A 21847-nucleotide genomic window follows, 5' to 3' on the forward strand; every position below is an offset into this window, starting at 1 on the left:
CTTAATCCTGTGTTGACGACTTGAGTAAGGGTAGCCGAAACACGGCTCGAGTGCCCTGTCCGGGCGCTGAAATCAGTTCAAATTGGCCGTGATGGGCTCGAGCGATCACCTGTGCAATAGCCAAACCCAGGCCGGTACCGTGAGACTTGGTGGTATAAAAAGGTTCCAGTGCTTTACTGATAGCCTCAGCGTCCATCCCGGGACCATTGTCAGTAACACTCAGTTGCAACCCGTCAGCATCTGGGTCCAGACGAATTAACAGCTCCGCACCCTGCCCCGTCGCTTGCAACGCATTGTTTACCAGATTCAGCACGGCCCCAAGCAGCGCTTCCAGATTACACTGCAGGCTGGCATCACCTAGTGTGTTAATAAAGTCACACTCGGCATTGTATTGCGCCAGCGGCTGGTCCAGTAAATCTTCAATCCGCGCCAACAGCTCATCCGCCGATACACGGTTTTCCAGGCGAGTTTCTCCGCGTGCAAAAATCAGCATATCGCGCACCTGTTGCTCCAGATGCGTCAGGTGCACCCGGACCTTACCGGCAAAACGTATACGTTGACTGTCTGACAGTTCAGCGGCCGTCAGATGCGAGGCATAAATTAACGCGGCTGACAGTGGTGTTCTGACCTGATGAGCCAGTGATGCCATCATCCGTCCCATTTCTGACAGGCGCTGATAATGATGTAACTTGGACTGCAGATCACGGGTCTGAGTCTGATCCGTCATGAACACTAACTGCCCTGGTTCATCAGGTAACGCCAGGGTTGACAGCAAAATCCGGCGACCATTCTTTAATGAAACCTCATGGCCATCATCCGGGCGTGGTGCAAAGCACTGTTGTATTACCTCAAGCCAGGCGCGTTCGCGCAGATTAACGCCCAACAGACTTTCGGCTGCTGGATTCGTTTCACTGATACGGCCACGATTATCGATCACCAGGAACCCGGTAGGCATCAAATTTACCAGTTTACGCAGGCGTGTCAGTGCACGTTTCTCGGTCTTTAATGCCAAGACCTCAGCTTCAAGGGCAGCAATGCGTGCTGTGACGGCGTCCTGATTCAACTCTGAGCTCATAAGCGCACGATTCCATATTTACGCATCTTTTCTACCAGTGTGGTACGGCGTATACCCAGCACTCGGGCGGCTCGTGCCACTACCTGAGCCGATTGATCCAGCGCCTGTTCAATTAACTGCTGTTCCATGTTTTCAAGATACTGCTTCAGATCCATACCCTGTTGCCATGAATGCGGGAGACTATCCAGCCTTACACTGGATGAGCTCGCGCCCTGAGTTTCATCATTCATGCTAACGTGCCCTTGAGCAACCTCATAACGCGCAGGATCTGGTTCATCCACATGGCGAAACTTCGGCGGCAACTCAGACACACCGATAACCCCACCAGGATTAATAATGGCCAGCCGCTCGAGTAAATTGGACAACTCCCGAACGTTGCCCGGCCAAGGGTGACGCCGCAAGGACTCCAGTGCATCGGGAAGAAACTGTAATCCACCCAAACCTTGGGACTCCAGGCGCTTGGAAAACTCCGCAATCAACAAAGGCAGATCCTCCACCCGTTCTCTCAGCGGTGGCATCTCGATAGGAAACACATTCAGCCGGTAATACAAGTCTTCGCGAAACTCACCTGTAACGATCATCTTTTCCAGGTTTTTATGTGTAGCGGTAATAATACGCACATCCACTTCCAGTGTGCGGCTACCACCCACACGCTCAAACTGACGTTCCTGCAACACTCGTAGCAACTTTACTTGCATCGGCAAGGGCATATCGCCGATTTCATCCAGAAACAGCGTGCCTCCGTCAGCCAATTCAAAACGCCCTGCTCGACTACTGATGGCACCAGTAAACGCTCCCTTTTCATGCCCGAACAGCTCGCTCTCTAACAGCTCCGAGGGAATAGCGCCACAATTAACCGGCACAAAGGGCTTGTCACAGCGAGGGGAGTGCTGGTGAAGTCCGCGCGCCACTACCTCTTTACCAGTACCCGACTCGCCGGTTATCAATACACTGACATCACGACAGGCCACTTGTGCAATCAAGTTGCGAATATCACAGATACGTTCGCTCTGTCCGACAAACCCCTCACACTCGATTGCAGGCTGACGTTCGGCTTCTTCACGGTTAAAAAACACGTGGCAACGGTGCAACAGATCAATGAAAGTGTTGTAACGGTAGGGTGGCAGAAAGCTACCCAGAATGCCCAGTTGCAGAAGATCACTGGAGTCCAGTTCGGACCACTCGCATAGCAGCAGCTTGGGTAAAGGACGCTGACCAACACGTAGTTCTGTGATCAGCTTATCCAAGGCGATCGGCAAACTACTCTGGCCAATCATTACCAGTCCAATTTTGGATAAATCAAAATTTCGACCCTGTTGCAGCCAGGTAACAAAGTCAAAAATATGACAGTTTAGGCCCATAAACTCCAAGGAAGTTTTAAGGGCCAGCTGGCGTTCTGGTTCATCATCCAGGACTAAAACGTCAGAAAATTTACTATTCATGCGTGCAAACCGGCTAAGATGTCTGCCGCAACACTACCTTGGGCGCGCATTTACGTCAATACTTTGACTATTTAATCATCAATTTCATCACGGTTAAGTTGATTTTTTCGGTGGCATGACTGGAAACTGGCTAATCGTTCCCTTGGCATCGCTGATTTTTGCCACACCACTCTGACGCACCTCATCGATGCGAATCACTGCATGCATCGGCACATAGGTTCGCTTGACCTCACCAAACTGCTGACGTAGCTTTTCCTCTGAGGGGTCCACGACCAATTCGGAACGCGAACCAAACACAAACCCTTCCAGCTCAAGAAAGCCCCAGAGGTCACTCTGAAACACATGCCGGACGTACAATTCATACACCTTATCCTGATTCACAAAGGCGACTCGGTAGATAGGTTCTTCAGCAGCCATAAAATTCGCTTCACTCCGGGTTAAAAAAGACAATTCACCTCTTATAAATCGGGGCGCTAGTCATGTGTTTCAAGCATTCAATAAAAATTGGTTACAAAATAGACAGCGTATAGCGACCCAGCGACACGTCAGCTATAATTACCGCCCTATTTAAAACCCAAGTCCGGATTGCAGGTAACACATGAGCAAAAAGCTGTTTATCAAGACACATGGTTGTCAGATGAACGAATATGATTCATCCCGTATGGCTGATTTGCTGGGCGACAGTCACGCCCTGGAGCTGACGGACAACGCCAATGAAGCGGATATACTGCTACTCAACACCTGCTCTATTCGTGAAAAGGCTCAAGAAAAGGTATTCCATCAGCTAGGTCGATGGCGCAAACTTAAAGAACAGCGCCCAGAGCTGATAATCGGCGTAGGGGGTTGTGTAGCCAGTCAGGAAGGTAATGCGATTCGTGACCGCGCGCCCTATGTCGATATGATTTTTGGCCCGCAAACCTTGCACCGCTTACCAGAGATGATCAACGAAAGCCGCAAGGGCAGCGTTGGCATCGTCGATATCAGCTTTCCAGAAATTGAAAAATTCGACCGACTGCCAGCACCGCGAGCGGAAGGCGCCGAAGCCTTTGTCTCTATTATGGAAGGCTGCAGTAAATACTGTACCTTTTGTGTGGTGCCTTACACCCGTGGTGAGGAAGTCAGCCGCCCCTTGCAGGATGTTCTGAATGAATGCCAGGAACTGGCTGACCAGGGCGTTCGCGAGGTCAATCTGCTGGGGCAAAACGTCAATGCCTATCGCGGTGACACACCTCAGGGTGACGAGGTTGATCTGGCCGAGCTTATTCGTCGTGTTGCCACGATTGACGGCATAGACCGGATACGTTTCACCACCTCTCATCCAGTTGAGTTCAGTGACAGCTTGATTGAGGTCTATGGCGAGGTTCCCGAACTGGTTAGTCATTTACATCTGCCGGTACAAAGTGGTTCAGACCGTATTTTGATGGCGATGAAGCGCGGGCATACCGCACTGGAATATAAATCGAAACTCCGCCGTATTCGCAAGCTGCGTCCTGAGATCAGTTTCTCATCAGATTTTATTATTGGCTTTCCCAATGAAACTGAGGCCGATTTTGAAGCCACGATGAAGTTAATTGATGATATCGGTTTTGATGCGTCGTTTAGCTTTATTTATAGCCGTCGCCCAGGCACCCCGGCAGCTGACCTGCCTGACAATGTGGACGATGAGGTCAAAAAACAGCGCCTCAGCCTGCTGCAGCATCGTATTACCCAGCAAGCCATGGCGATCAGCCGTCGCATGGTGGGCAAAGTCGAGCGCATTCTGGTCAATGGCTATTCCAAAAAAGATCCAGGACAACTGTCCGGTCGAACTGAGAATAACCGGGTGGTAAATTTTCGCAGTGACAACCCCGATCTGATCGGTCATTTTGCCGATGTGAAAATTATTCAGGCCTACGCCAATTCGCTGATCGGTGAGTTAGTCAGCTCCGAACTCGACACAACCCATTAATCCGGCATGCCGGCTTCAGGATATTGATTTGTCTAACCCCATTACACTCAGTTTTTTACTCGAACCGGACAATCCAGCGGCGCTGGCCAACCTCTGTGGCCAGCTCAACGAACATATTCTGCTGATGGAAGAGCGTCTCGGAATAGAGGTGTTGCACCGTGGCAATCACGTTCAGTTGATGGGTGATCCTGAAACCTGCCAGACGTTTAAACCCGTTCTGTTGCAGTTATATCAGGAAGCTTGCCAGGGCATAGAGTTAACGCCTGCGCACATCCACCTGGCATTGAAACAGACAGGAGCCGACATGCGCCTGCCTGCCAGTACCGTCACAGACCGCGACCTGGCTATCCGTACTCGAAAAATGCAGATTCGGCCGCGTAGCGACAATCAGAAAAAATATGTGCAGTCGGTACAGACACTTGATATCAACTTCGGTGTAGGCCCAGCCGGTACCGGTAAAACCTATCTGGCGGTTGCTTGTGCTGTTGAAGCGTTGGAGCGGGAAGAGGTTAGTCGTATTCTGCTGGTCAGGCCGGCCGTAGAAGCCGGGGAAAAGCTTGGCTTTCTACCAGGCGACCTGTCACAGAAGGTCGACCCTTACCTGCGTCCACTTTATGATGCCCTGTACGAAATGATCGGCATTGAAAAAGTCGCGCGCCTGATTGAAAAAAATGTCATTGAGATCGCACCCTTAGCCTATATGCGTGGCCGAACCCTGAATGGTTCTTTTGTTATTCTGGATGAAAGCCAGAACACCACCCGCGAACAGATGAAAATGTTCCTGACACGTATAGGTTTTGGCTCAACGGCCGTCATTACCGGCGATGTTACTCAAATAGATCTACCCAAAGGCGTGCGCTCTGGACTGGTGCATGCGATTGAAGTACTCAAGGGTGTTGAGGGTATCGGCTTCACCCACTTCAGTGCCAAAGATGTCGTCAGACACCCACTGGTACAACACATCGTTCTGGCTTATGATCGCTATGAAAAACTGGAAGCCGGACAAAACAATAGTCAAAACAACCATCGCAGAGACCAGCACTGATGCCGTTTGAGGTTGATATACAGATTGCCGTGGAAGATCAGGCTTTGCCAGATGAAGCCGCCTTTCAACGCTGGGTGGACGCGGCCCTATCCGGCCGACTGGAGCAGGCCGAAGTCTGTATCCGCATCGTGTCACTGGAAGAAAGCCGTGAGCTGAATCATACCTGGCGTGGCCAGGACAAACCCACCAATGTTTTATCCTTTCCATTTGAAACACCACCGGGCATAGATACCCATCTGATCGGTGACCTGGCCATCTGCGCCGAGGTAGTTGCCACCGAAGCTCAGGAGCAACAGAAGTCGCCGGAGGCCCATTGGGCACACATGGTAATTCATGGAGTCTTGCATCTAATCGGATTCGATCATATAAATGACGATGAAGCTGAAACAATGGAGGCACTTGAAGTGTCTTTGCTGGCTCAACTGGACATACCTAACCCTTATTTATCCGCTTAGAGGACATCATGAGCGAAGACCGATCGGGAACCGTAAGTAAAGGCTGGCTAGGAAAATTAGCCCAAGCCTTCTCAGACGAGCCACCCACACGCGAAGACCTGATCAACGGCCTGTATGAAGCGGCCGAAGCTGGCGTGCTTGATAATGATGCCTTGAGTATCATTGAAGGCGCCATGCAGGTTTCTGACATGAAAGTACGCGATGCGATGATTCCACGCTCGCAAGTCACCATGGTTCAGATCAATCAGTGTCCCGCCGACTTTCTGCCAGTCATTATTGAAACGGCTCACTCACGCTTTCCTGTCTGTGGTGAAAACCCGGATGAAGTCGTTGGCATACTGCTGGCTAAAGACCTGCTGACGTACATGCTGGACGGCAACCTGGAAAACTTCAGCCTGCAAGATTGCCTGCGGCCCGCCGTGTTTATTCCCGAGGGCAAGCGTTTAAACGTACTACTGCGGGAGTTTCGAGGTACACGTAACCACATGGCCATCGTGGTTGACGAATATGGCGGTATTTCCGGCCTGATCACCATTGAGGATGTACTCGAACAAATCGTCGGCGAAATAGAAGACGAGCACGATGAAGATGAAAACGAAGGCAATATCAAAGCACTGGATGACAACGGCTATCTGGTAAAAGCCCTGACTCCAATCGATGATTTCAATGAGTTTTTCAACAGCGGATTCTCGGATGAAGAGTTCGATACCATTGGTGGCATCATCACCCAGAGCTTTGGTCGCCTGCCCTGCAAGGGTGATGCAGTGTCACTTGAAGGTCTGGCCTTCAGTGTTATCTCTGCTGACAACCGCCGCGTACGCTTATTACAGGTTACTCCTGAGGAAGTCTGATTGATGATCCGAACTGCAGGGGCATTGCTGAGCGGTGCCTTAGCTGTGTTTGCATTCGCACCTTTCAGCCTGCCCCTGTTTGCACTGGTCAGCCCTGCGGCCCTTTTCCTATTGCTAAAAGATACCCAACCACGCAAAGCCGCCTGGCTTGGCTGGTGCTATGGTTGTGGATTCTTTGGTGCAGGCGTTTCCTGGGTCTGGGTTAGCATCCATGTCTATGGTGGCGCCTCGATCCTACTGGCGACACTCGCCACCAGCCTGTTTGTGATGGCACTGGCACTGCTGTTCGCTCTACAAGCCTGGCTACTGATGCGTATCTGTCGCCGCAAAACCACCCTGTGGCTGGGCTTTATTGCAATATGGATAGGGTTTGAGTGGTTGCGCAGCTGGTTTCTCACCGGTTTTCCCTGGCTGCTGCTCGGCTACACCTGGCTGGATACACCGCTTAAATCACTGGCCGGGCTAGCGGGGGTATGGGGGTTATCACTGATGACGCTCTGCCTGGCGATCGGGAGCGTTCAGGCTATGACCCAACGCTCTCCCAAACCCTTATTGCTGGCACTGGCGCTGCCTTTGCTAAGCTTAAGTCTACCCAGCAGTTGGACCAGCGAAAAACCTGTACCCCATCTGCAAGTGGCCCTGGTACAACCCAATATATCCCAGCATGAAAAATGGGATCAAAGCCAACTGAGAACGATATTGCAGCAGCATATTGACCTGAGCAAACCCTATCAGGACCATGACCTGATCGTTTGGCCGGAAACAGCCATCCCAAGTCTCTACTATCAGGCAGCACCCTACACCGAGGATTTTTTCAGTCATTTGAATGCCGTTGGCACCACGCTGATCAGTGGGTTTCCGTTTATGACCTATGACACTGACAACCCTGATATAAGACGCTTTCATAACAGTCTGGGTATTTTCAGCCAAGGTAGTGGCGTTTACCATAAGCAACGCTTGGTTCCCTTTGGTGAATATGTACCACTGGAGCAGCAGTTACGCGGGCTGATCGATTTTTTTGACTTGCCGATGTCCGAATTCAGTCTGCCAGAACACACTGACTTGATGTTGCAAGTAGGGCAAACCCAGCTGGCGGCCCTTATCTGCTATGAAATTGCCTATCCGGAGCTGTCCCGCCGCTCGGCACTGGAAAGCGATTTGATTCTGACGGTATCCAATGATGCCTGGTTTGGTGACTCACTCGCCGCTGAACAACACCTGCAAATTGCCCGAATGCGCGCACTGGAGAACGGGCGCTGGGTGATTCGCGGCACTAACGACGGCATCACCGCCGTCATTGCCCCGGATGGCGGCCTCAGCCAACGACTCAGTCGAGAGCAACCCGGTGTACTCAGTGCAAGCATCCCGTCCATGCAGGGCCAGACACCTTACCAAAAGCTGGGTGTGTGGCCGGTGCTGGGAATCAGTCTGCTGCTATTACTGCTCAGCTTGTGGCCAAGACCCTGGCGAGCGTTCAAAGATCACCCCATGGCAGGCTGAGCAGACCTCAATCACAGCACTTTGAATTAACAGCTGCTGTTCACCACAACTGACACATTGCAAACGTCCCGGCAAGGTAATTTCGCCCGCCAGATATTGCTGATCAGCATGCGTTAACTGTTCACGTAACAGCTCATGCTGCACGCGGGTTTTATCCGCCAACTCCCACAGCCGGTTCATTACAGTCTGCTCCAGCGCATTCAGATCAAAATTCAACCAGGCGGCAATCCCTTCGCCAGTTTCATGCGCATAATAGCCTATCTGTTTCAGATCACGTTCAATATAGGCTCGGAGAAGGTCCATTTCATCCCGAGTCATCTCTTCAGCCGCCATCTCCAGTTCGATAGCCTCCTGAATAGTTTCCTGCAGTGATTCCCAGGTCGATTCACCGGCTTCATCGATATTTCGGCGCAACCTGTCCAGAATACGATCATAGACTTCGGGGGCCACTTCGGAATGCTTTACCGGTTTTTTATCTGAATCTTGCATATCTACTCCTTAATCACCGTCAGGGTGATGAGATTAAGCTCTGTTTGCAGGCTTGTATATATTGTATGCTATGCCGCATCTGTAAATCTTTCCAATAAATTACGAGTGGCTGCAGAAGTTACCTTCTCCCGGGCCCATGAATAAGAGTTTTAACCAGATACGATGAACGAGCACTATCAGCCGCAGGAAATAGAACCCCTTGCCCAGCGCTTCTGGGAAGAAAAGGGAAGTTTTAAAGCCATTAATGACCCGCAGAAAGAAAAATTCTACTGCCTGTCTATGTTCCCCTACCCCAGCGGTCGACTGCACATGGGGCACGTACGTAACTACACCATTGGCGACGTCATTTCACGCTACCAGCGCATGCAGGGTAAAAGTGTACTGCAACCCATGGGTTGGGACGCGTTCGGTCTGCCTGCTGAAAATGCGGCGATCAACAACAAAGTAGCTCCCGCCAAGTGGACCTACGAAAACATTGACTACATGCGCAATCAACTCTGTCGCATGGGGTTCGGTTACGACTGGTCGCGTGAACTGGCCACCTGCCACCCGGAATACTATCGCTGGGAACAATGGTTCTTCACCAAGCTGATGAAAAAAGGGCTGGTTTACAAGCGTGATGCCGAAGTGAACTGGGACCCAGTCGATCAGACCGTATTGGCCAACGAACAGGTCATAGATGGTCGCGGCTGGCGCTCTGGTGCCCTGGTAGAACGTAAAAAAATACCGCAATGGTTCCTGAAAATCACCGACTACGCCGATCAGTTATTAGATGATCTGGATAAGCTGGAGCACTGGCCTGAGCAGGTCAAGACCATGCAGCGTAACTGGATAGGCCGTTCAAAAGGGGCTGAAATCAGCTTCCATGTACCCGATTATGGTGATCTGGAAGTCTTTACCACTCGCCCAGATACCCTGCTGGGCGTCACCTATATGGCTGTAGCGCCACAGCACCCATTGGCACTCAAAGCGGCTGAAAGCAATTCAGACATCGCCGAATTCATTGCCGACTGCCGCAATATGAAAGTGGCCGAAGCTGACATGGCCGTGATGGAAAAGAAGGGAATTGCGCTGGGTATTGAAGCCGTGCACCCCCTGACAGGAGAGTTAGTCCCTGTCTGGACTGCCAACTTCGTACTGATGGATTACGGCTCGGGGGCCGTCATGTCAGTACCCGCCCATGATCAGCGGGACTGGGAGTTCGCCCAGAAGTATGGCCTGCCACTCAAGCAGGTCATCACCAGCCAGAACGACCAGGTTGAAATTAACCTGGAGAAAGAAGCCTTTACCGAAAAAGGTCCGTTAATCAATTCCGGTGACTATGATGACCTGGAATTCGATATGGCATTCAAGGCCATTACCAAGGAATTATCGCGCCGCAAACGCGGCAAAGTGACCATTCATTACCGCCTGCGTGACTGGGGCGTTTCCCGTCAGCGTTACTGGGGTGCACCTATTCCAGTGATTAACTGTCCGGACTGTGGACCGGTCGCTGTGCCGGAAGACCAACTGCCAGTGGTGCTTCCAGAAGACGTCGAATTTGACGGTGTCGGCTCACCACTTAAAAAAATGGCCAGCTTCATCCAGACCACTTGCCCTGAATGTGGTGGTCCGGCTGAACGCGAAACCGACACCTTCGATACCTTTATGGAATCCAGTTGGTATGCGGCCCGTTTTGCCAGCCGCTCTTCAGCCAACGCCATGCTCGATCCGGCTCAGTCCAGTTACTGGCTGCCCGTAGATCAGTATATTGGCGGCATAGAACATGCCATTTTGCATCTGCTTTACTCTCGCTTTTATCACAAGTTGCTGCGTGATGAAGGCCTGGTCGACTCAGACGAGCCGTTTACACGTTTGCTCTGCCAGGGGATGGTGCTGGCCGAAACCTATTACCGCGAAGATGAGCGTGGTGCTCAGACCTGGATAGCCCCGACCGATGTCGTTACTGAAACCGATGACAAAGGCCGCATTATCAGTGCTCGCCACAAGCTAGATGGCGAACCGGTGATCGTGTCCGGCATGGCGAAGATGTCTAAATCTAAAAACAATGGTATCGACCCACAGGTGATGATTGATCGCTACGGTGCCGATACTGTGCGTCTGTTCATGATGTTTGCAGCACCACCTGAGCAATCTCTGGAATGGTCTGATTCGGCCGTTGAAGGAGCGCATCGCTTCCTTCGCCGTCTGTGGAAACAGGTTCATGATCATCTTCAGCACAGCCTGCCAGTCAGTTCACTGACAGCCTCAGACCTGAGTGATGAACAAACTGAGTTGCGCCGCAAGGTACATGAAACAATTCAAAAAGTAACCGATGACACTGAACGGCGCCAGACTTTCAATACAGCTATTGCCGCTATCATGGAACTGTCCAATGCGATTGGCCGCTTTCATGATGTTAGCCCACAGGGTCGTGCTGTTATGCACGAAGCGCTGGAAACAGCCGTGCTGCTGCTGTCACCCATCGTCCCGCATATCTGCCACCAACTCTGGCAGCATCTCGGCCACAAGCAGGCAGTGATCTCGGCTGCCTGGCCACAGGTGGATGAAGCCGCGTTGACACGGGCAACTGTAGAAATTGTGGTACAGGTGAATGGCAAGGTACGTGCTCGTATTGAAGTCGCGGCTGATGCTGATGAAGATACCTTGTTGCATTTAGCACTGGCTGAAGAAAATGTGCAGAAACACATGCAGGGTAAAACCCTGCGCAAGAAAATTGCCGTTCCCAATAAGCTGCTTAACATCGTGGTAGGCTAGGAGATCCCTATGATCCATCTAACTGGCTCTCAAACCCCGTTTCAGCGGTGGCAGGTTCAAGTACTGCTGTTAGCACTACTCCTGCTGTTGCTAAGCGGCTGTGGCTTCAAACTGCGGGGGCTCTATGATATTCCTGAATCTCTGAAGCAGGTGACACTGCTGAGCGACTCGAATGACTCTCGACTGGAGAACATTCTAAAACAGGCGCTGGAAGCCAATGGCGTGGAAATTACCGGTCAGGCACCTTATCGTATCGAACTGATGGAGCAGCGATTTGACCGCCGCACCCTGTCATTGGATAGCAGTGCAAGAGCATCGGAATACGAGCTGCGTGGTGAAGTCACCTTCAGAGTGACTAACCAGGACGGAGAGGAATTACTACCCGCACGCTCCTTGATATCTGAGCGCTCCTACAACGTAGATAGCAGCAACATTACCGCCAGTGACTCACAGGAACCGGTATTACGCCAGCAGATGCATCAGGATCTGGCACAGCAGATCATGCGCCAGTATATTCGCTTGCGCCCACCGGCCTCTGCTAACTGATAATGAAACTCCGAACCGAACAATTGCCCGGGGCCTTGCAGCGATTTTCTGCCAGCCCCGTTTTTATGGTAATCGGTGACGAACCCTTGCAATCTCAAGAAGCTGCCGATCAGATTCGTGCTTACCTGAGACAGCAGGGGTTTAGTGAACGTGATGTGCATCAATCAGATAGCCATTTCAGCTGGGAAACCACCTTATTGGGCACAAATGAACTGTCCCTGTTTGCTGATCGCAAGATTGTCGAGATCCGCTTGGGTAGTCATAAGATCAATAAAGGCGATGGTCAGTTACTGCTCACCTGGCTCAAGGATCCTCCACCTGATACCGCATTACTGCTGATTATGGAAAAAGCCGATGCCGCCAGCCGTAAAGCGGCCTGGTTCAAACATCTGGAAGCAGAAGGCTTACTTGTCGAGGTACACGCCCCTGACGCGGCACAACTGCCACAATGGTTGTCGCAGCGTGCAATTTCACAGGGCATGCAACTCAACGATGAGGCCCTGCAGGTATTGGCAGAGCGTATTGAAGGCAATCTTTTGGCGGCACACCAGGAACTGGCTAAACTACAACTACTCTTTCCAGGTACCCAAATCAGTGCAGAGCAGGTTATAGCATCGGTATCAGACAGCTCACGTTATGATGTATTTGCATTAACAGAAGCCGCCCTGAGCCGACAGCCCGAGCGCTGTGAAAAAATTCTAACGGCATTGATTCAGGAAGGACTTGAAGCACCCGTAGTGCTTTGGGCTCTGACCCGGGAAATCCGTACGCTGTATAATGTTCAGTTGGCTCTGCAGCAGGGTCAACAATACGATAACCTGTGCCAAAAAGAACGCATCTGGGGTAAACGTAAAGCATTGGTCCGTAAAGCCAGCCAGAACCTGGCTTCGACAACACTGGAATCTCTACTGAAATCCGCGGCTCTGGCTGACCATGCCATCAAGGGAATGACTGACCAAAGCCCTTGGCTGATCATCCGTCAAATCGCTCTCAAGCTTGCGGGAGTGTCTCTATTACCGACTCCGGAGGTTCTATGAAGTCAGCCCTAGCCTTACTGCTCGGCATGCTGTTCTTGACTGCCTGTGACGCTGAGGTGCCGCCAGCAAAAATGACCAGCGGGGATCAGCTTTATGCCTACTACTGTAAGGAATGCCACACTTATCAGGGCCTTGGAGCCGAGCTGCAGAACCTGCCAGCCGGTGTCAGCCAACTGCAGGTGCATGACGTTGTCCTGATCATTAAACATGGCTATCAATTTGGCCATCCGATGGGGCACTTTCCAGACCTAAGCAACGAACAAGCCAATACTGTTGCCCGTTATGCCGTTGATCTGCGCCGGCGTCAACGCGAACAACGCCTGCAACAAGATACACAGTCTGTAGACTGAACTCCCAGTCGTACTCTGCCCCATATCTAAGCAGCCGGTATAGAATTGGACGATTATGACGCATTTTTATACTGATCATTAACCTTCAAAAACACCCTGACCGATACTACACTACCCGGATACCCTGACCTCCAGTCTAATTCTTCAGCTTTAGCACAAGCTGGCACGGACTCTGCTTACATTCCCTTCCAGAACATTATATAACCAGAAATAAATAACTGACTAACCTTTGGGTATGTCTATGACTGTGTTTTAAGCCGCCCCAACAACCTTTCTGAGGATTGACCTATGGATGAGCTGCAAACCCCTTCCCTTGCAGAGCTACATGCTCTGATCGAAATGACAAACACCCTGAACATGGAGATTTTTTATTGGTGGTGTACCGCCCTGATGATACTGATACATGCTGGATTTCTATCCTATGAAATTGGCGCATCTCGACTAAAAAATGCTCTGGCTGCTGGGGTGAAAAACATTCTCGCCTTCGCACTGATCATACCGGTTGTTTACCTGGTCGGCTGGGCAATTTACAACGCTTTTCCGGATGGGCTAGTGCCCAGAATGGATGCTCTTATAGCATCCATGCCCTGGAGCGAATCGATGGGACCAAACATCCAGGATAATGCCACCGGCATTTTCTGGGGTGCTTTCGCCCTTTTTGCAGCCACGACCGGCTCTATTTTCTCAGGTGCTATTATCGAACGCGCGCGTGTCAGTGCTTTTCTGGTTCTGACTCTATTACTCGGAGGCGTCCTTTGGCTGCTGGCGGCGGCCTGGGGCTGGCATCCAGAAGGTTGGCTGACGGTAAAATGGGGTTACCACGATGTAGGTGCTGCAGGTGTAGTGCATATGGTTGCTGGCTTTTTTGCCCTGGCCGTGGTGATTAACCTGGGACCGCGTATCGGCCGTTTTAACCCTGACGGCTCGGTCAACCCAATAGCCGGTCATAGCATGCCCATGAGTGTCGTCGGGCTAATGTTGATCATTGTCGGCTTTTTTGGCTTTCTCGGTGGCTGCATCATCTATAACGGAGGTGCACAATGGATCAACATTTACGGTCAACCGACCACCCTCTCAGCTTTTTCTTTTAACACATTAATGGGCTTTGCCGGTGGTGTTGTCGGTGCCTACCTGGTCAGCCGCGAACCTTTCTGGATGATGTCTGGCGGATTGGTCGGTATTATTTCAGTTGCTCCAGGGCTGGACCTTTACCACCCAGGACTGGCTTACTTGATCGCCCTCGGCGTCGGCTGTTTAGCGCCCATGGTAAATCAGTTATTGCTGCGCCTTCGCATTGATGATGCCGTAGGTGCTTTTGCTGTACATGGTTTCGCTGGATTTGCCGGACTACTGATCAGCGGCATTTTTCTCAGCGGTTACCCCAACATGGAAGGTATGGCCGATATCAGCTTTACCGGTCAACTGGTGGGCGCAATTGTGATGGCTTCACTCGGATTCATTCCAGGCTACCTGCTCTCTTACTTGCTAAAGCAGGTTGGTATGTTGCGCGTTCCCGCACAGGCCGAAGAGCGCGGACTTGATCTGACCGAAGTACCTGCACAAGCCTATCCCGAATGGGCAGCGATGCATGGGCAAGCCCCCGTTAGCCGTTTCGAGAACAGCCACTCAACCGCGTCTATAGCGATGGAAAACAAACTTGCTTAAACCAAATCAGACAGCATTAACCTATAACATCTATTTAGGAAATCAATCATGAGTTTAACTACATTTGAAGGCGCCAGCGCCGTATTTACCTTCTTTGACAAACCCGTGATACTGGGCCTGATAACACTTGGCGTTGCCGCAGCGGTGACACTCGTGGTGGTCGCTAGTGCAATACACGAGAAACACAGTTTCAGCAGCCCGATGGATCCTTTGAAAAATCGCTGATAGTCGATTCACTGGCAGCTCCGTTAATAGAGCTGCCAGTGCCTAGGATGAAATCGTTATGACAGCTCATATCAGCGGTCAACTTTCGTCATCATCCTCATCGGCTTCCATACCTAGTTCTTTGATCTTACGGGTAAGGGTATTACGCCCCCAGCCTAACAACTCCGCCGCATCCCGCTTACGCCCTGCGGTATGCTTCAGCGCGATCTCTATCATTGCCTGCTCGAACATTGGCAAGGCTTCATTGAGAATGGATTTGCGACCACGACTCAACTGTTGATCAGCCCAGCTACGTAACAACTGATCCCAACTGCCGCCAACAGGTTGACTGATTTCTGGTCGATCAAGTAGCTCTGGGGGTAAATCGGAGATCAACACCTCCCGACCTGAAGCCATTACTGTCAACCAGCGGCAGGTATTCTCCAATTGCCTGACATTGCCCGGCCAGGGTAGATCGCAAATAAACTCTTCTGTATCCAACTTGAGGGTTTTCGGCTCCACACTCAGCTCTTCAGCAGAACGCGCCAGAAAATAACGGGCCAATCTGGGAATATCTTCACGCCGCTGTGACAATCTGGGAATATGAATACGGATGACATTCAGACGGTGGAATAAATCTTCGCGAAAGCGTCCCTCCTGCACCAGGGTTTCCAAGTTCTGATGGGTCGCCGCAATAATGCGCACATCCACCTTCACCGGGGTGTGACCACCTACACGATAAAACTCACCATCGGCCAACACGCGCAGCAACCGCGTTTGTGTATCAGCCGGCATGTCGCCGATTTCATCCAGAAACAAGGTACCGCCATCCGCCTGCTCAAAGCGCCCCCGACGAGCGGCAGCAGCACCTGTAAAAGCGCCTTTTTCATGGCCAAACAACTCAGACTCAATCAAATCCTTGGGAATGGCCGCCATATTGAGAGGAATAAACGGATGCGCCACCCGTGGACTGTGCCGATGCAGTGCATGTGCCACCAATTCTTTGCCCGTGCCTGAGTCGCCATTGATCAACACGGTTATATTGGATTGCGACAGGCGACCGATGGCACGAAACACTTCCTGCATAGCCGGCGCTTCACCAATGATCTCGGCAGTATCGGCTTCGATGAGATCAGGTGATTTTTCACGCCGTTCATGCGCGTGCTCTACAGCTCTCGCAACCAGCGCAACGGCATCATCCACATCGAAGGGTTTAGGCAGGTATTCAAATGCGCCGCCACGGTATGACGCTACGGCACTATCCAGATCGGAATGCGCGGTCATGATAATAATGGGCAGATCCGGATAGTCAACATGGATACGCTCCAGCATTTCCAATCCATCCATTCCCGGCATACGGATATCACTGATAATGGCATCCGGCTGTTCCAGCGAAAGCTTTTTCAGCAACTGATCTGCACTTTCAAAAATAGCGGTCTTCAGACCCGCGGAACTTAAGGCCTTATCCAGCACCCAGCGTATCGAACGGTCATCATCAACCACCCAGACATTACCGCTTGTATTCATGATTCTGCTCCAGTGGTATTAGTAAGTGAAATCGTGTCTGACCCGGCTCGGTGGTGCACTCTATCAATCCACGGTGTCGATTGATGATAGCTTGAGCAATGGACAAGCCCAGGCCGGAACCTTCCGCACGCCCAGTAACCATCGGGTAAAAGATCGTCGAAGCCAGCTCTTCAGGAATGCCCGGACCGTTATCAATTATTTCAATCGAACACACCAGTCGGTGTCTTTCAGTACCCAGCGTCATCTGACGCAACGCCCGAGTTTTAATGGTAATGGATGGATTTTCAGTAGCCGATTCATGCAGCGCTTGCATGGCGTTACGGACAATATTCAGAATGGCCTGAATCAGTTGCTCTTTGTCCCCAGAAAACTCTGGAATGCTCGGGTCATAATCCCGCGTCAAACTGATTTTCTCTTCAGATTCAGCTCTGACCAAGTGACAGACGCGCTCCAGAATGGCATGAATATTAACCATTTCCAGATGGGGCAACTTATGTGGGCCTAATAAACGATCCACCAGGTTGCGCAAGCGATCCGCCTCATCAATGATCACACGGGTATAATCATGCAGCTCGACATCCGTCAACTCACGTTCGAGCAACTGTGCCGCACCGCGAATGCCACCTAAGGGATTTTTAATTTCATGCGCAAGACCTCTGACCAATGAACGCGCTGTTGCATGTCGAGATAACAGCTCCTCTTCACGCTCAATACGCAACAAACGGTCTCTTGCCTGAACTTCTAAAAGCAATCCCAACGTGGGTGATAAATTAACACTGTAGTCGATTAATAACTCTTGGCCCATTGCGTTCATCAGACGCGCTTCGCGTTTACTGTATGGATGCAACGATGTTAAGGCATCACGCATCAACTCCAGATCTTCCTCGCTGAACACCAGCCACTCATACACAGCCTTACCTTTTAAGCGGCGTATGGATGCCTGCAACAGCATTTCTGCCGCTGGGTTCATATAGGTTATAAATAACTGATTATCTAGCAGAATCACTGAGGTTGTCAGGTTATCCAGTATCTGCTGATGAATCGATTTTATTGCCATTTAACATCTCCTCTTGCATTGTTATAGCAAGAAAGGTGCCACTTAAATGCCCCTTCACGATCCAAATAAGTGCAGTGGATACGGGTTTCTCATCCATATTAGCCTTATACAGCTTATACTTAACGCACCAATTCTGTGCGCTTGCTATTTATTAGTACAGAGATTTGCGTTAAGAGAGCGCATAAAAAAAGCCTCCGTCAGGAGGCTTTTTTAGCTGGGTTAAACCTTGCTAGTCTTAAACAGAGTAGTAAAGGTCAAACTCAACAGGGTGTGTTGTCATGTTAACGCGCTCAACTTCGGCACGTTTCAGCTTGATGTAGGCATCCAGCATATCTTTAGAGAACACGCCACCTTTAGTCAGGAACTCATGATCAGCTTCCAGGTTATCCAGGGCTTCAGTCAAGCTGGATACCACAGTTGGGATCAGCTTGGCTTCTTCTGGTGGCAGGTCATACAGATCTTTATCTGCAGGATCACCAGGGTGGATCTTGTTCTGAATACCGTCGATACCCGCCATCAACAAGGCTGCAAAGCACAAGTAAGGGTTGGCAGCTGGATCAGGGAAGCGAGCTTCCACACGACGTGCCTTAGGTGTAGTGGTATAAGGAATACGCAAAGAGGCAGAGCGGTTACGTGCTGAGTAAGCCAACATAACCGGTGCTTCGAATCCAGGAACCAAACGCTTGTAGGAGTTAGTTGATGGATTACACAGTGCATTCAACGCTTTAGCGTGTTTGATGATACCGCCGATGTAGTAAAGCGCCGTTTCACTCAAACCACCGTAGCCGTCACCCGCGAAGATGTTCTTGCCATCTTTGTTCATAGACAGGTGAACGTGCATACCTGAACCATTATCACCTACCAGCGGCTTAGGCATGAAGGTAGCGGTTTTGCCATAAGCGTGCGCAACATTGTGTACGCAGTACTTCAGGATCTGAACTTCGTCGGCTTTTTTAACCAGAGTGTTACCACGCACGCCGATTTCGCACTGACCCGCTGTAGCCACTTCATGGTGGTGAACTTCGATGGTCAGACCCATAGCTTCCATAGCATCACACATCGCTGCACGCAGATCATGCAGAGAGTCGATTGGGGGTACTGGGAAGTAACCGCCTTTCACGCGTGGACGGTGACCGGTGTTACCACCTTCAATCTTATGGCTGGATGCCCAAGAGGCTTCTTCAGAGCTGATAGTATAGCCACAGCCACCGATATCGGCATGCCAGTTAACTTCATCAAACACGAAGAATTCAGGCTCTGGGCCAAGCATCGCTGTATCAGCAATACCGGTAGATGCCAGATACTGTTCTGCACGCAGCGCGACAGAGCGAGGATCACGGTCATAGCCCTGACCCGTGGCTGGCTCGACTATGTTACAACGCACAATAATAGTCGGTGCTTCAGTAAAAGGATCCAGTACGGATGCAGAATCATCCGGCATCAGAATCATGTCAGATTCATTAATACCCTTCCATCCGGAGATAGAGGAGCCATCAAACATCTTACCTTCTTCGAAGAAGGAATCACCCATATCAGAAACAGGGATGGTTACGTGCTGTTCTTTACCTTTAAAATCAGTAAAGCGCATATCAACCCATTTCGCATTGTGTTCTTTAATCAGATTCAGAGTATTCTCTGACATAGGACTCTCCTACCTTTTGATCTAGATGAATTTGCCGAAAGCCGGATCCGCCGGAGTTCTATCCGGCACGACTGCTTGATAATTCTAAAGCAATCCTTGTGCCATTTCGTCAGAGCCACTATTTACGGCGGGAGCGGTGAAAACGCCCCATCCACAAAACATCTTTTTGCACTAATATGGTGCTCATTAACATCAAAAGGCACGATATTGGTGCGCAAAGGCAATTGGAGTTCTGATAGTGTGCACTGACTTGTTAATACTACGCCAAAGCGTGAAATCTTGCGCTATCGCAGTGCACCATTTTGAAAATAAACACTGCACAAACTTTCATCGATTGTTCGGCGTTACTGGCGTATAATGCTGCGCTTTACAAAGAAACCTGGAACACACCTGTGATCGAAGACCTCAGAAACATTGCCATCATCGCGCACGTCGACCATGGCAAAACCACACTAGTGGACAAGCTAATGCAGCAGTCAGGCACTCTGACTCGTCGCGATGAAAGTGCAGAACGCATCATGGACTCCAATGACCAGGAGCGTGAGCGTGGCATTACCATTTTGGCCAAAAATACGGCTATCAAGTGGAATGACTACCGTATCAACATCGTAGACACACCGGGACACGCCGACTTTGGTGGTGAAGTTGAACGGGTACTCTCCATGGTAGACTCCGTTCTGCTACTGGTAGATGCGGTTGATGGTCCTATGCCTCAGACCCGCTTCGTAACCCAGAAAGCCTTTGCTCAAGGTCTGAACCCGATCGTTGTCATCAATAAAGTAGACCGTCCTGGTGCCCGACCTGATTGGGTTATGGATCAGGTATTTGATCTGTTTGACAACCTGGGTGCTACGGATGAACAGCTCGACTTCCCGGTTGTATATGCTTCAGCCCTGAATGGCATCGCTGGCCTGGACCATGAAAACATGGCCGAGGATATGACGCCGCTGTTTGAAGCCATTATCAAGCATGTACATCCACCTCGCGTAGATCCTGACGGTCCATTGCAGATGCAGATCTCCGCACTCGACTACAACAGCTACGTGGGTGTTATCGGTGTTGGGCGTATCACTCGTGGTCGTCTGAAAACCAATACCCAGGTTAAAGTCATTGACAGCCATGCTGGGCTGCGCTCCGGCCGCGTGCTGCAGATTATGGGTTACCATGGTCTCGAGCGTATTGAAATATCTGAAGCGGAAGCGGGTGACATCGTTTGTATCACCGGCCTGGAGCAGCTGAATATTTCTGATACTCTGTGCGATCCAAACTGTGTTGAAGCCCTGCCGGCCTTGTCGGTGGATGAGCCAACAGTGTCCATGACCTTCCAGGTCAACGACTCACCCTTTGCCGGCCAAGATGGCAAGTTTGTTACCAGCCGTAATATCAAGGAGCGTCTGGAACGTGAATTGATTCATAACGTGGCACTGCGGGTTGAGCCAGGCGAAACACCAGAGAAATTTAAAGTATCAGGTCGTGGCGAATTGCATCTATCGGTGCTGATTGAATCCATGCGTCGTGAAGGCTTCGAACTGGGTGTTTCCCGTCCGGAAGTTATTCAGAAAGTGATTGACGGTGAAATCCGTGAGCCCTACGAACTGGTGATGCTGGATGTTGAAGAACAGCACCAGGGATCTGTTATTGAAGAGCTGGGTAAACGCAAAGGCGACATGACCAATATGGAAGTGGATGGTAAAGGACGCATACGCGTAACCTTTATGATCCCATCCCGTGGTCTGATCGGTTTCCGCAGCCAGTTTATGACCATGACATCGGGCACCGGTATCATGACATCTATCTTTGATCACTATGGTCGCGTTAAAGACGGCGACATGGGCGAGCGCCAGAACGGCGTACTGGTCTCCATGGTCAATGGTAAAGTACTTGGTTTTGCCCTGTTTAACCTGCAGGAGCGCGGCCGTCTGTTCTTACCGCCTAACGTTGAAGTTTATGAAGGCATGGTCATAGGTATTCACAGCCGCTCGAACGACCTGGTGGTCAACCCCACCAAGGGCAAGCAGTTGACCAACGTGCGCGCGTCAGGTACGGATGAAAACATCGTACTGACTCCCCCAGTTAAATTCTCACTGGAACAAGCGCTCGACTTTATTGAAGATGATGAATTGGTAGAAGTCACACCAAACAGCATCCGCATACGCAAAAAACTCTTGAAAGAGAACGAGCGTAAGCGCAATAAAAAGTAAGGCTTGCTAAACTAAGGGCAGCCTCCGGGCTGCCTTTTTTTTGTTTGAAAGTACCC

Annotated in this window: 19 protein-coding genes; 12 read left to right on the forward strand and 7 right to left on the reverse strand. The window is 50.8% G+C overall.

Features of this window, described 5'->3' with window-relative positions; all coding sequences use genetic code 11:
• Position 1: 1 nt before the first annotated feature.
• The 3 genes from ACN0R1_RS12865 to ACN0R1_RS12875 all read right to left on the reverse strand — a co-directional run bounded on the left by ACN0R1_RS12865 (position 2) and on the right by ACN0R1_RS12875 (position 2934).
• Positions 2–1075, reverse strand: coding sequence for a sensor histidine kinase (locus tag ACN0R1_RS12865; RefSeq protein ID WP_417583458.1), 1074 nt, complete (start codon positions 1073–1075; stop codon positions 2–4).
• The gene (locus tag ACN0R1_RS12870; protein WP_417583460.1) at positions 1072–2517 is read right to left on the reverse strand and encodes a sigma-54 dependent transcriptional regulator; all 1446 of its coding nucleotides are present in this window, start codon (positions 2515–2517) and stop codon (positions 1072–1074) included. The genes ACN0R1_RS12865 and ACN0R1_RS12870 overlap by 4 nt, the downstream gene beginning before the upstream one ends.
• A 93-nt stretch (positions 2518–2610) precedes the next feature.
• Complete coding sequence (locus ACN0R1_RS12875) at positions 2611–2934, reverse strand: DUF1820 family protein (protein ID WP_417583462.1); 324 nt, start codon at positions 2932–2934, stop codon at positions 2611–2613.
• 181 nt (positions 2935–3115) lie between these two features.
• Here ACN0R1_RS12875 and miaB point away from each other — a divergent pair, with 181 nt between their 5' ends.
• The 5 genes from miaB to lnt are packed head-to-tail and all read left to right on the forward strand — an operon-like array spanning position 3116 to position 8316.
• Complete coding sequence (miaB, locus tag ACN0R1_RS12880) at positions 3116–4465, forward strand: tRNA (N6-isopentenyl adenosine(37)-C2)-methylthiotransferase MiaB (protein ID WP_417583464.1); 1350 nt, start codon at positions 3116–3118, stop codon at positions 4463–4465.
• A gap of 28 nt (positions 4466–4493) precedes the next feature.
• Positions 4494–5510, forward strand: a complete 1017-nt coding sequence (locus ACN0R1_RS12885; RefSeq protein ID WP_417583466.1) for a PhoH family protein — start codon at positions 4494–4496, stop codon at positions 5508–5510.
• Entirely contained in the window at positions 5510–5965 is a 456-nt protein-coding gene (ybeY, locus tag ACN0R1_RS12890) for an rRNA maturation RNase YbeY (protein WP_417583468.1), read from the forward strand. Before ACN0R1_RS12885 ends, ybeY begins: the two co-directional genes overlap by 1 nt.
• Positions 5966–5973: 8 nt before the next feature.
• The gene (locus tag ACN0R1_RS12895; protein WP_417583470.1) at positions 5974–6816 is read left to right on the forward strand and encodes an HlyC/CorC family transporter; all 843 of its coding nucleotides are present in this window, start codon (positions 5974–5976) and stop codon (positions 6814–6816) included.
• A 3-nt stretch (positions 6817–6819) separates the two neighbouring features.
• Positions 6820–8316: an apolipoprotein N-acyltransferase gene (lnt, locus tag ACN0R1_RS12900; protein ID WP_417583472.1), complete on the forward strand. Its 1497-nt coding sequence runs from the start codon at positions 6820–6822 to the stop codon at positions 8314–8316.
• Here lnt and ACN0R1_RS12905 read toward each other — a convergent pair.
• Positions 8254–8805, reverse strand: a complete 552-nt coding sequence (locus ACN0R1_RS12905) for a zinc ribbon-containing protein (RefSeq protein WP_417583474.1) — start codon at positions 8803–8805, stop codon at positions 8254–8256. The two genes, lnt and ACN0R1_RS12905, sit on opposite strands and share 63 nt — an antisense overlap.
• A 162-nt stretch (positions 8806–8967) precedes the next feature.
• Here ACN0R1_RS12905 and leuS point away from each other — a divergent pair, with 162 nt between their 5' ends.
• From leuS to ACN0R1_RS12935, 6 genes are all read left to right on the forward strand, one after another.
• Complete coding sequence (gene leuS / locus ACN0R1_RS12910; protein WP_417583476.1) at positions 8968–11562, forward strand: leucine--tRNA ligase; 2595 nt, start codon at positions 8968–8970, stop codon at positions 11560–11562.
• A gap of 9 nt (positions 11563–11571) precedes the next feature.
• The gene (gene lptE / locus ACN0R1_RS12915) at positions 11572–12108 is read left to right on the forward strand and encodes an LPS assembly lipoprotein LptE (protein ID WP_417583478.1); all 537 of its coding nucleotides are present in this window, start codon (positions 11572–11574) and stop codon (positions 12106–12108) included.
• 2 nt (positions 12109–12110) lie between these two features.
• Entirely contained in the window at positions 12111–13145 is a 1035-nt protein-coding gene (gene holA / locus ACN0R1_RS12920) for a DNA polymerase III subunit delta (RefSeq protein ID WP_417583480.1), read from the forward strand.
• On the forward strand, positions 13142–13495 hold the full coding sequence (locus ACN0R1_RS12925) for a c-type cytochrome (RefSeq protein WP_417583482.1): 354 nt from the start codon (positions 13142–13144) through the stop codon (positions 13493–13495). Before holA ends, ACN0R1_RS12925 begins: the two co-directional genes overlap by 4 nt.
• A 288-nt stretch (positions 13496–13783) precedes the next feature.
• Entirely contained in the window at positions 13784–15160 is a 1377-nt protein-coding gene (locus ACN0R1_RS12930) for an ammonium transporter (RefSeq protein ID WP_417583484.1), read from the forward strand.
• A 48-nt stretch (positions 15161–15208) separates the two neighbouring features.
• Complete coding sequence (locus ACN0R1_RS12935) at positions 15209–15385, forward strand: hypothetical protein (RefSeq protein WP_417583486.1); 177 nt, start codon at positions 15209–15211, stop codon at positions 15383–15385.
• A gap of 78 nt (positions 15386–15463) precedes the next feature.
• Here the strand turns inward: ACN0R1_RS12935 and glnG are convergent, their stop codons facing one another.
• The 3 genes from glnG to glnA all read right to left on the reverse strand — a co-directional run bounded on the left by glnG (position 15464) and on the right by glnA (position 19590).
• Positions 15464–16891 carry a nitrogen regulation protein NR(I) gene (glnG, locus tag ACN0R1_RS12940; protein ID WP_417583488.1) on the reverse strand — a complete coding sequence of 476 codons (1428 nt, stop codon included), beginning with the start codon at positions 16889–16891 and terminating at the stop codon, positions 15464–15466.
• Positions 16875–17948: a nitrogen regulation protein NR(II) gene (gene glnL, locus ACN0R1_RS12945; RefSeq protein WP_417583490.1), complete on the reverse strand. Its 1074-nt coding sequence runs from the start codon at positions 17946–17948 to the stop codon at positions 16875–16877. The genes glnG and glnL overlap by 17 nt, the downstream gene beginning before the upstream one ends.
• A gap of 235 nt (positions 17949–18183) precedes the next feature.
• Complete coding sequence (gene glnA, locus ACN0R1_RS12950) at positions 18184–19590, reverse strand: glutamate--ammonia ligase (protein WP_417583492.1); 1407 nt, start codon at positions 19588–19590, stop codon at positions 18184–18186.
• 392 nt (positions 19591–19982) lie between these two features.
• Here glnA and typA point away from each other — a divergent pair, with 392 nt between their 5' ends.
• Positions 19983–21791 carry a translational GTPase TypA gene (typA, locus tag ACN0R1_RS12955; RefSeq protein ID WP_417583535.1) on the forward strand — a complete coding sequence of 603 codons (1809 nt, stop codon included), beginning with the start codon at positions 19983–19985 and terminating at the stop codon, positions 21789–21791.
• Positions 21792–21847: the final 56 nt, after the last annotated feature.

It is taken from the genome of Nitrincola sp., from assembly GCF_048264025.1.
Taxonomy (GTDB): Bacteria; Pseudomonadota; Gammaproteobacteria; order Pseudomonadales; family Balneatricaceae; genus Nitrincola.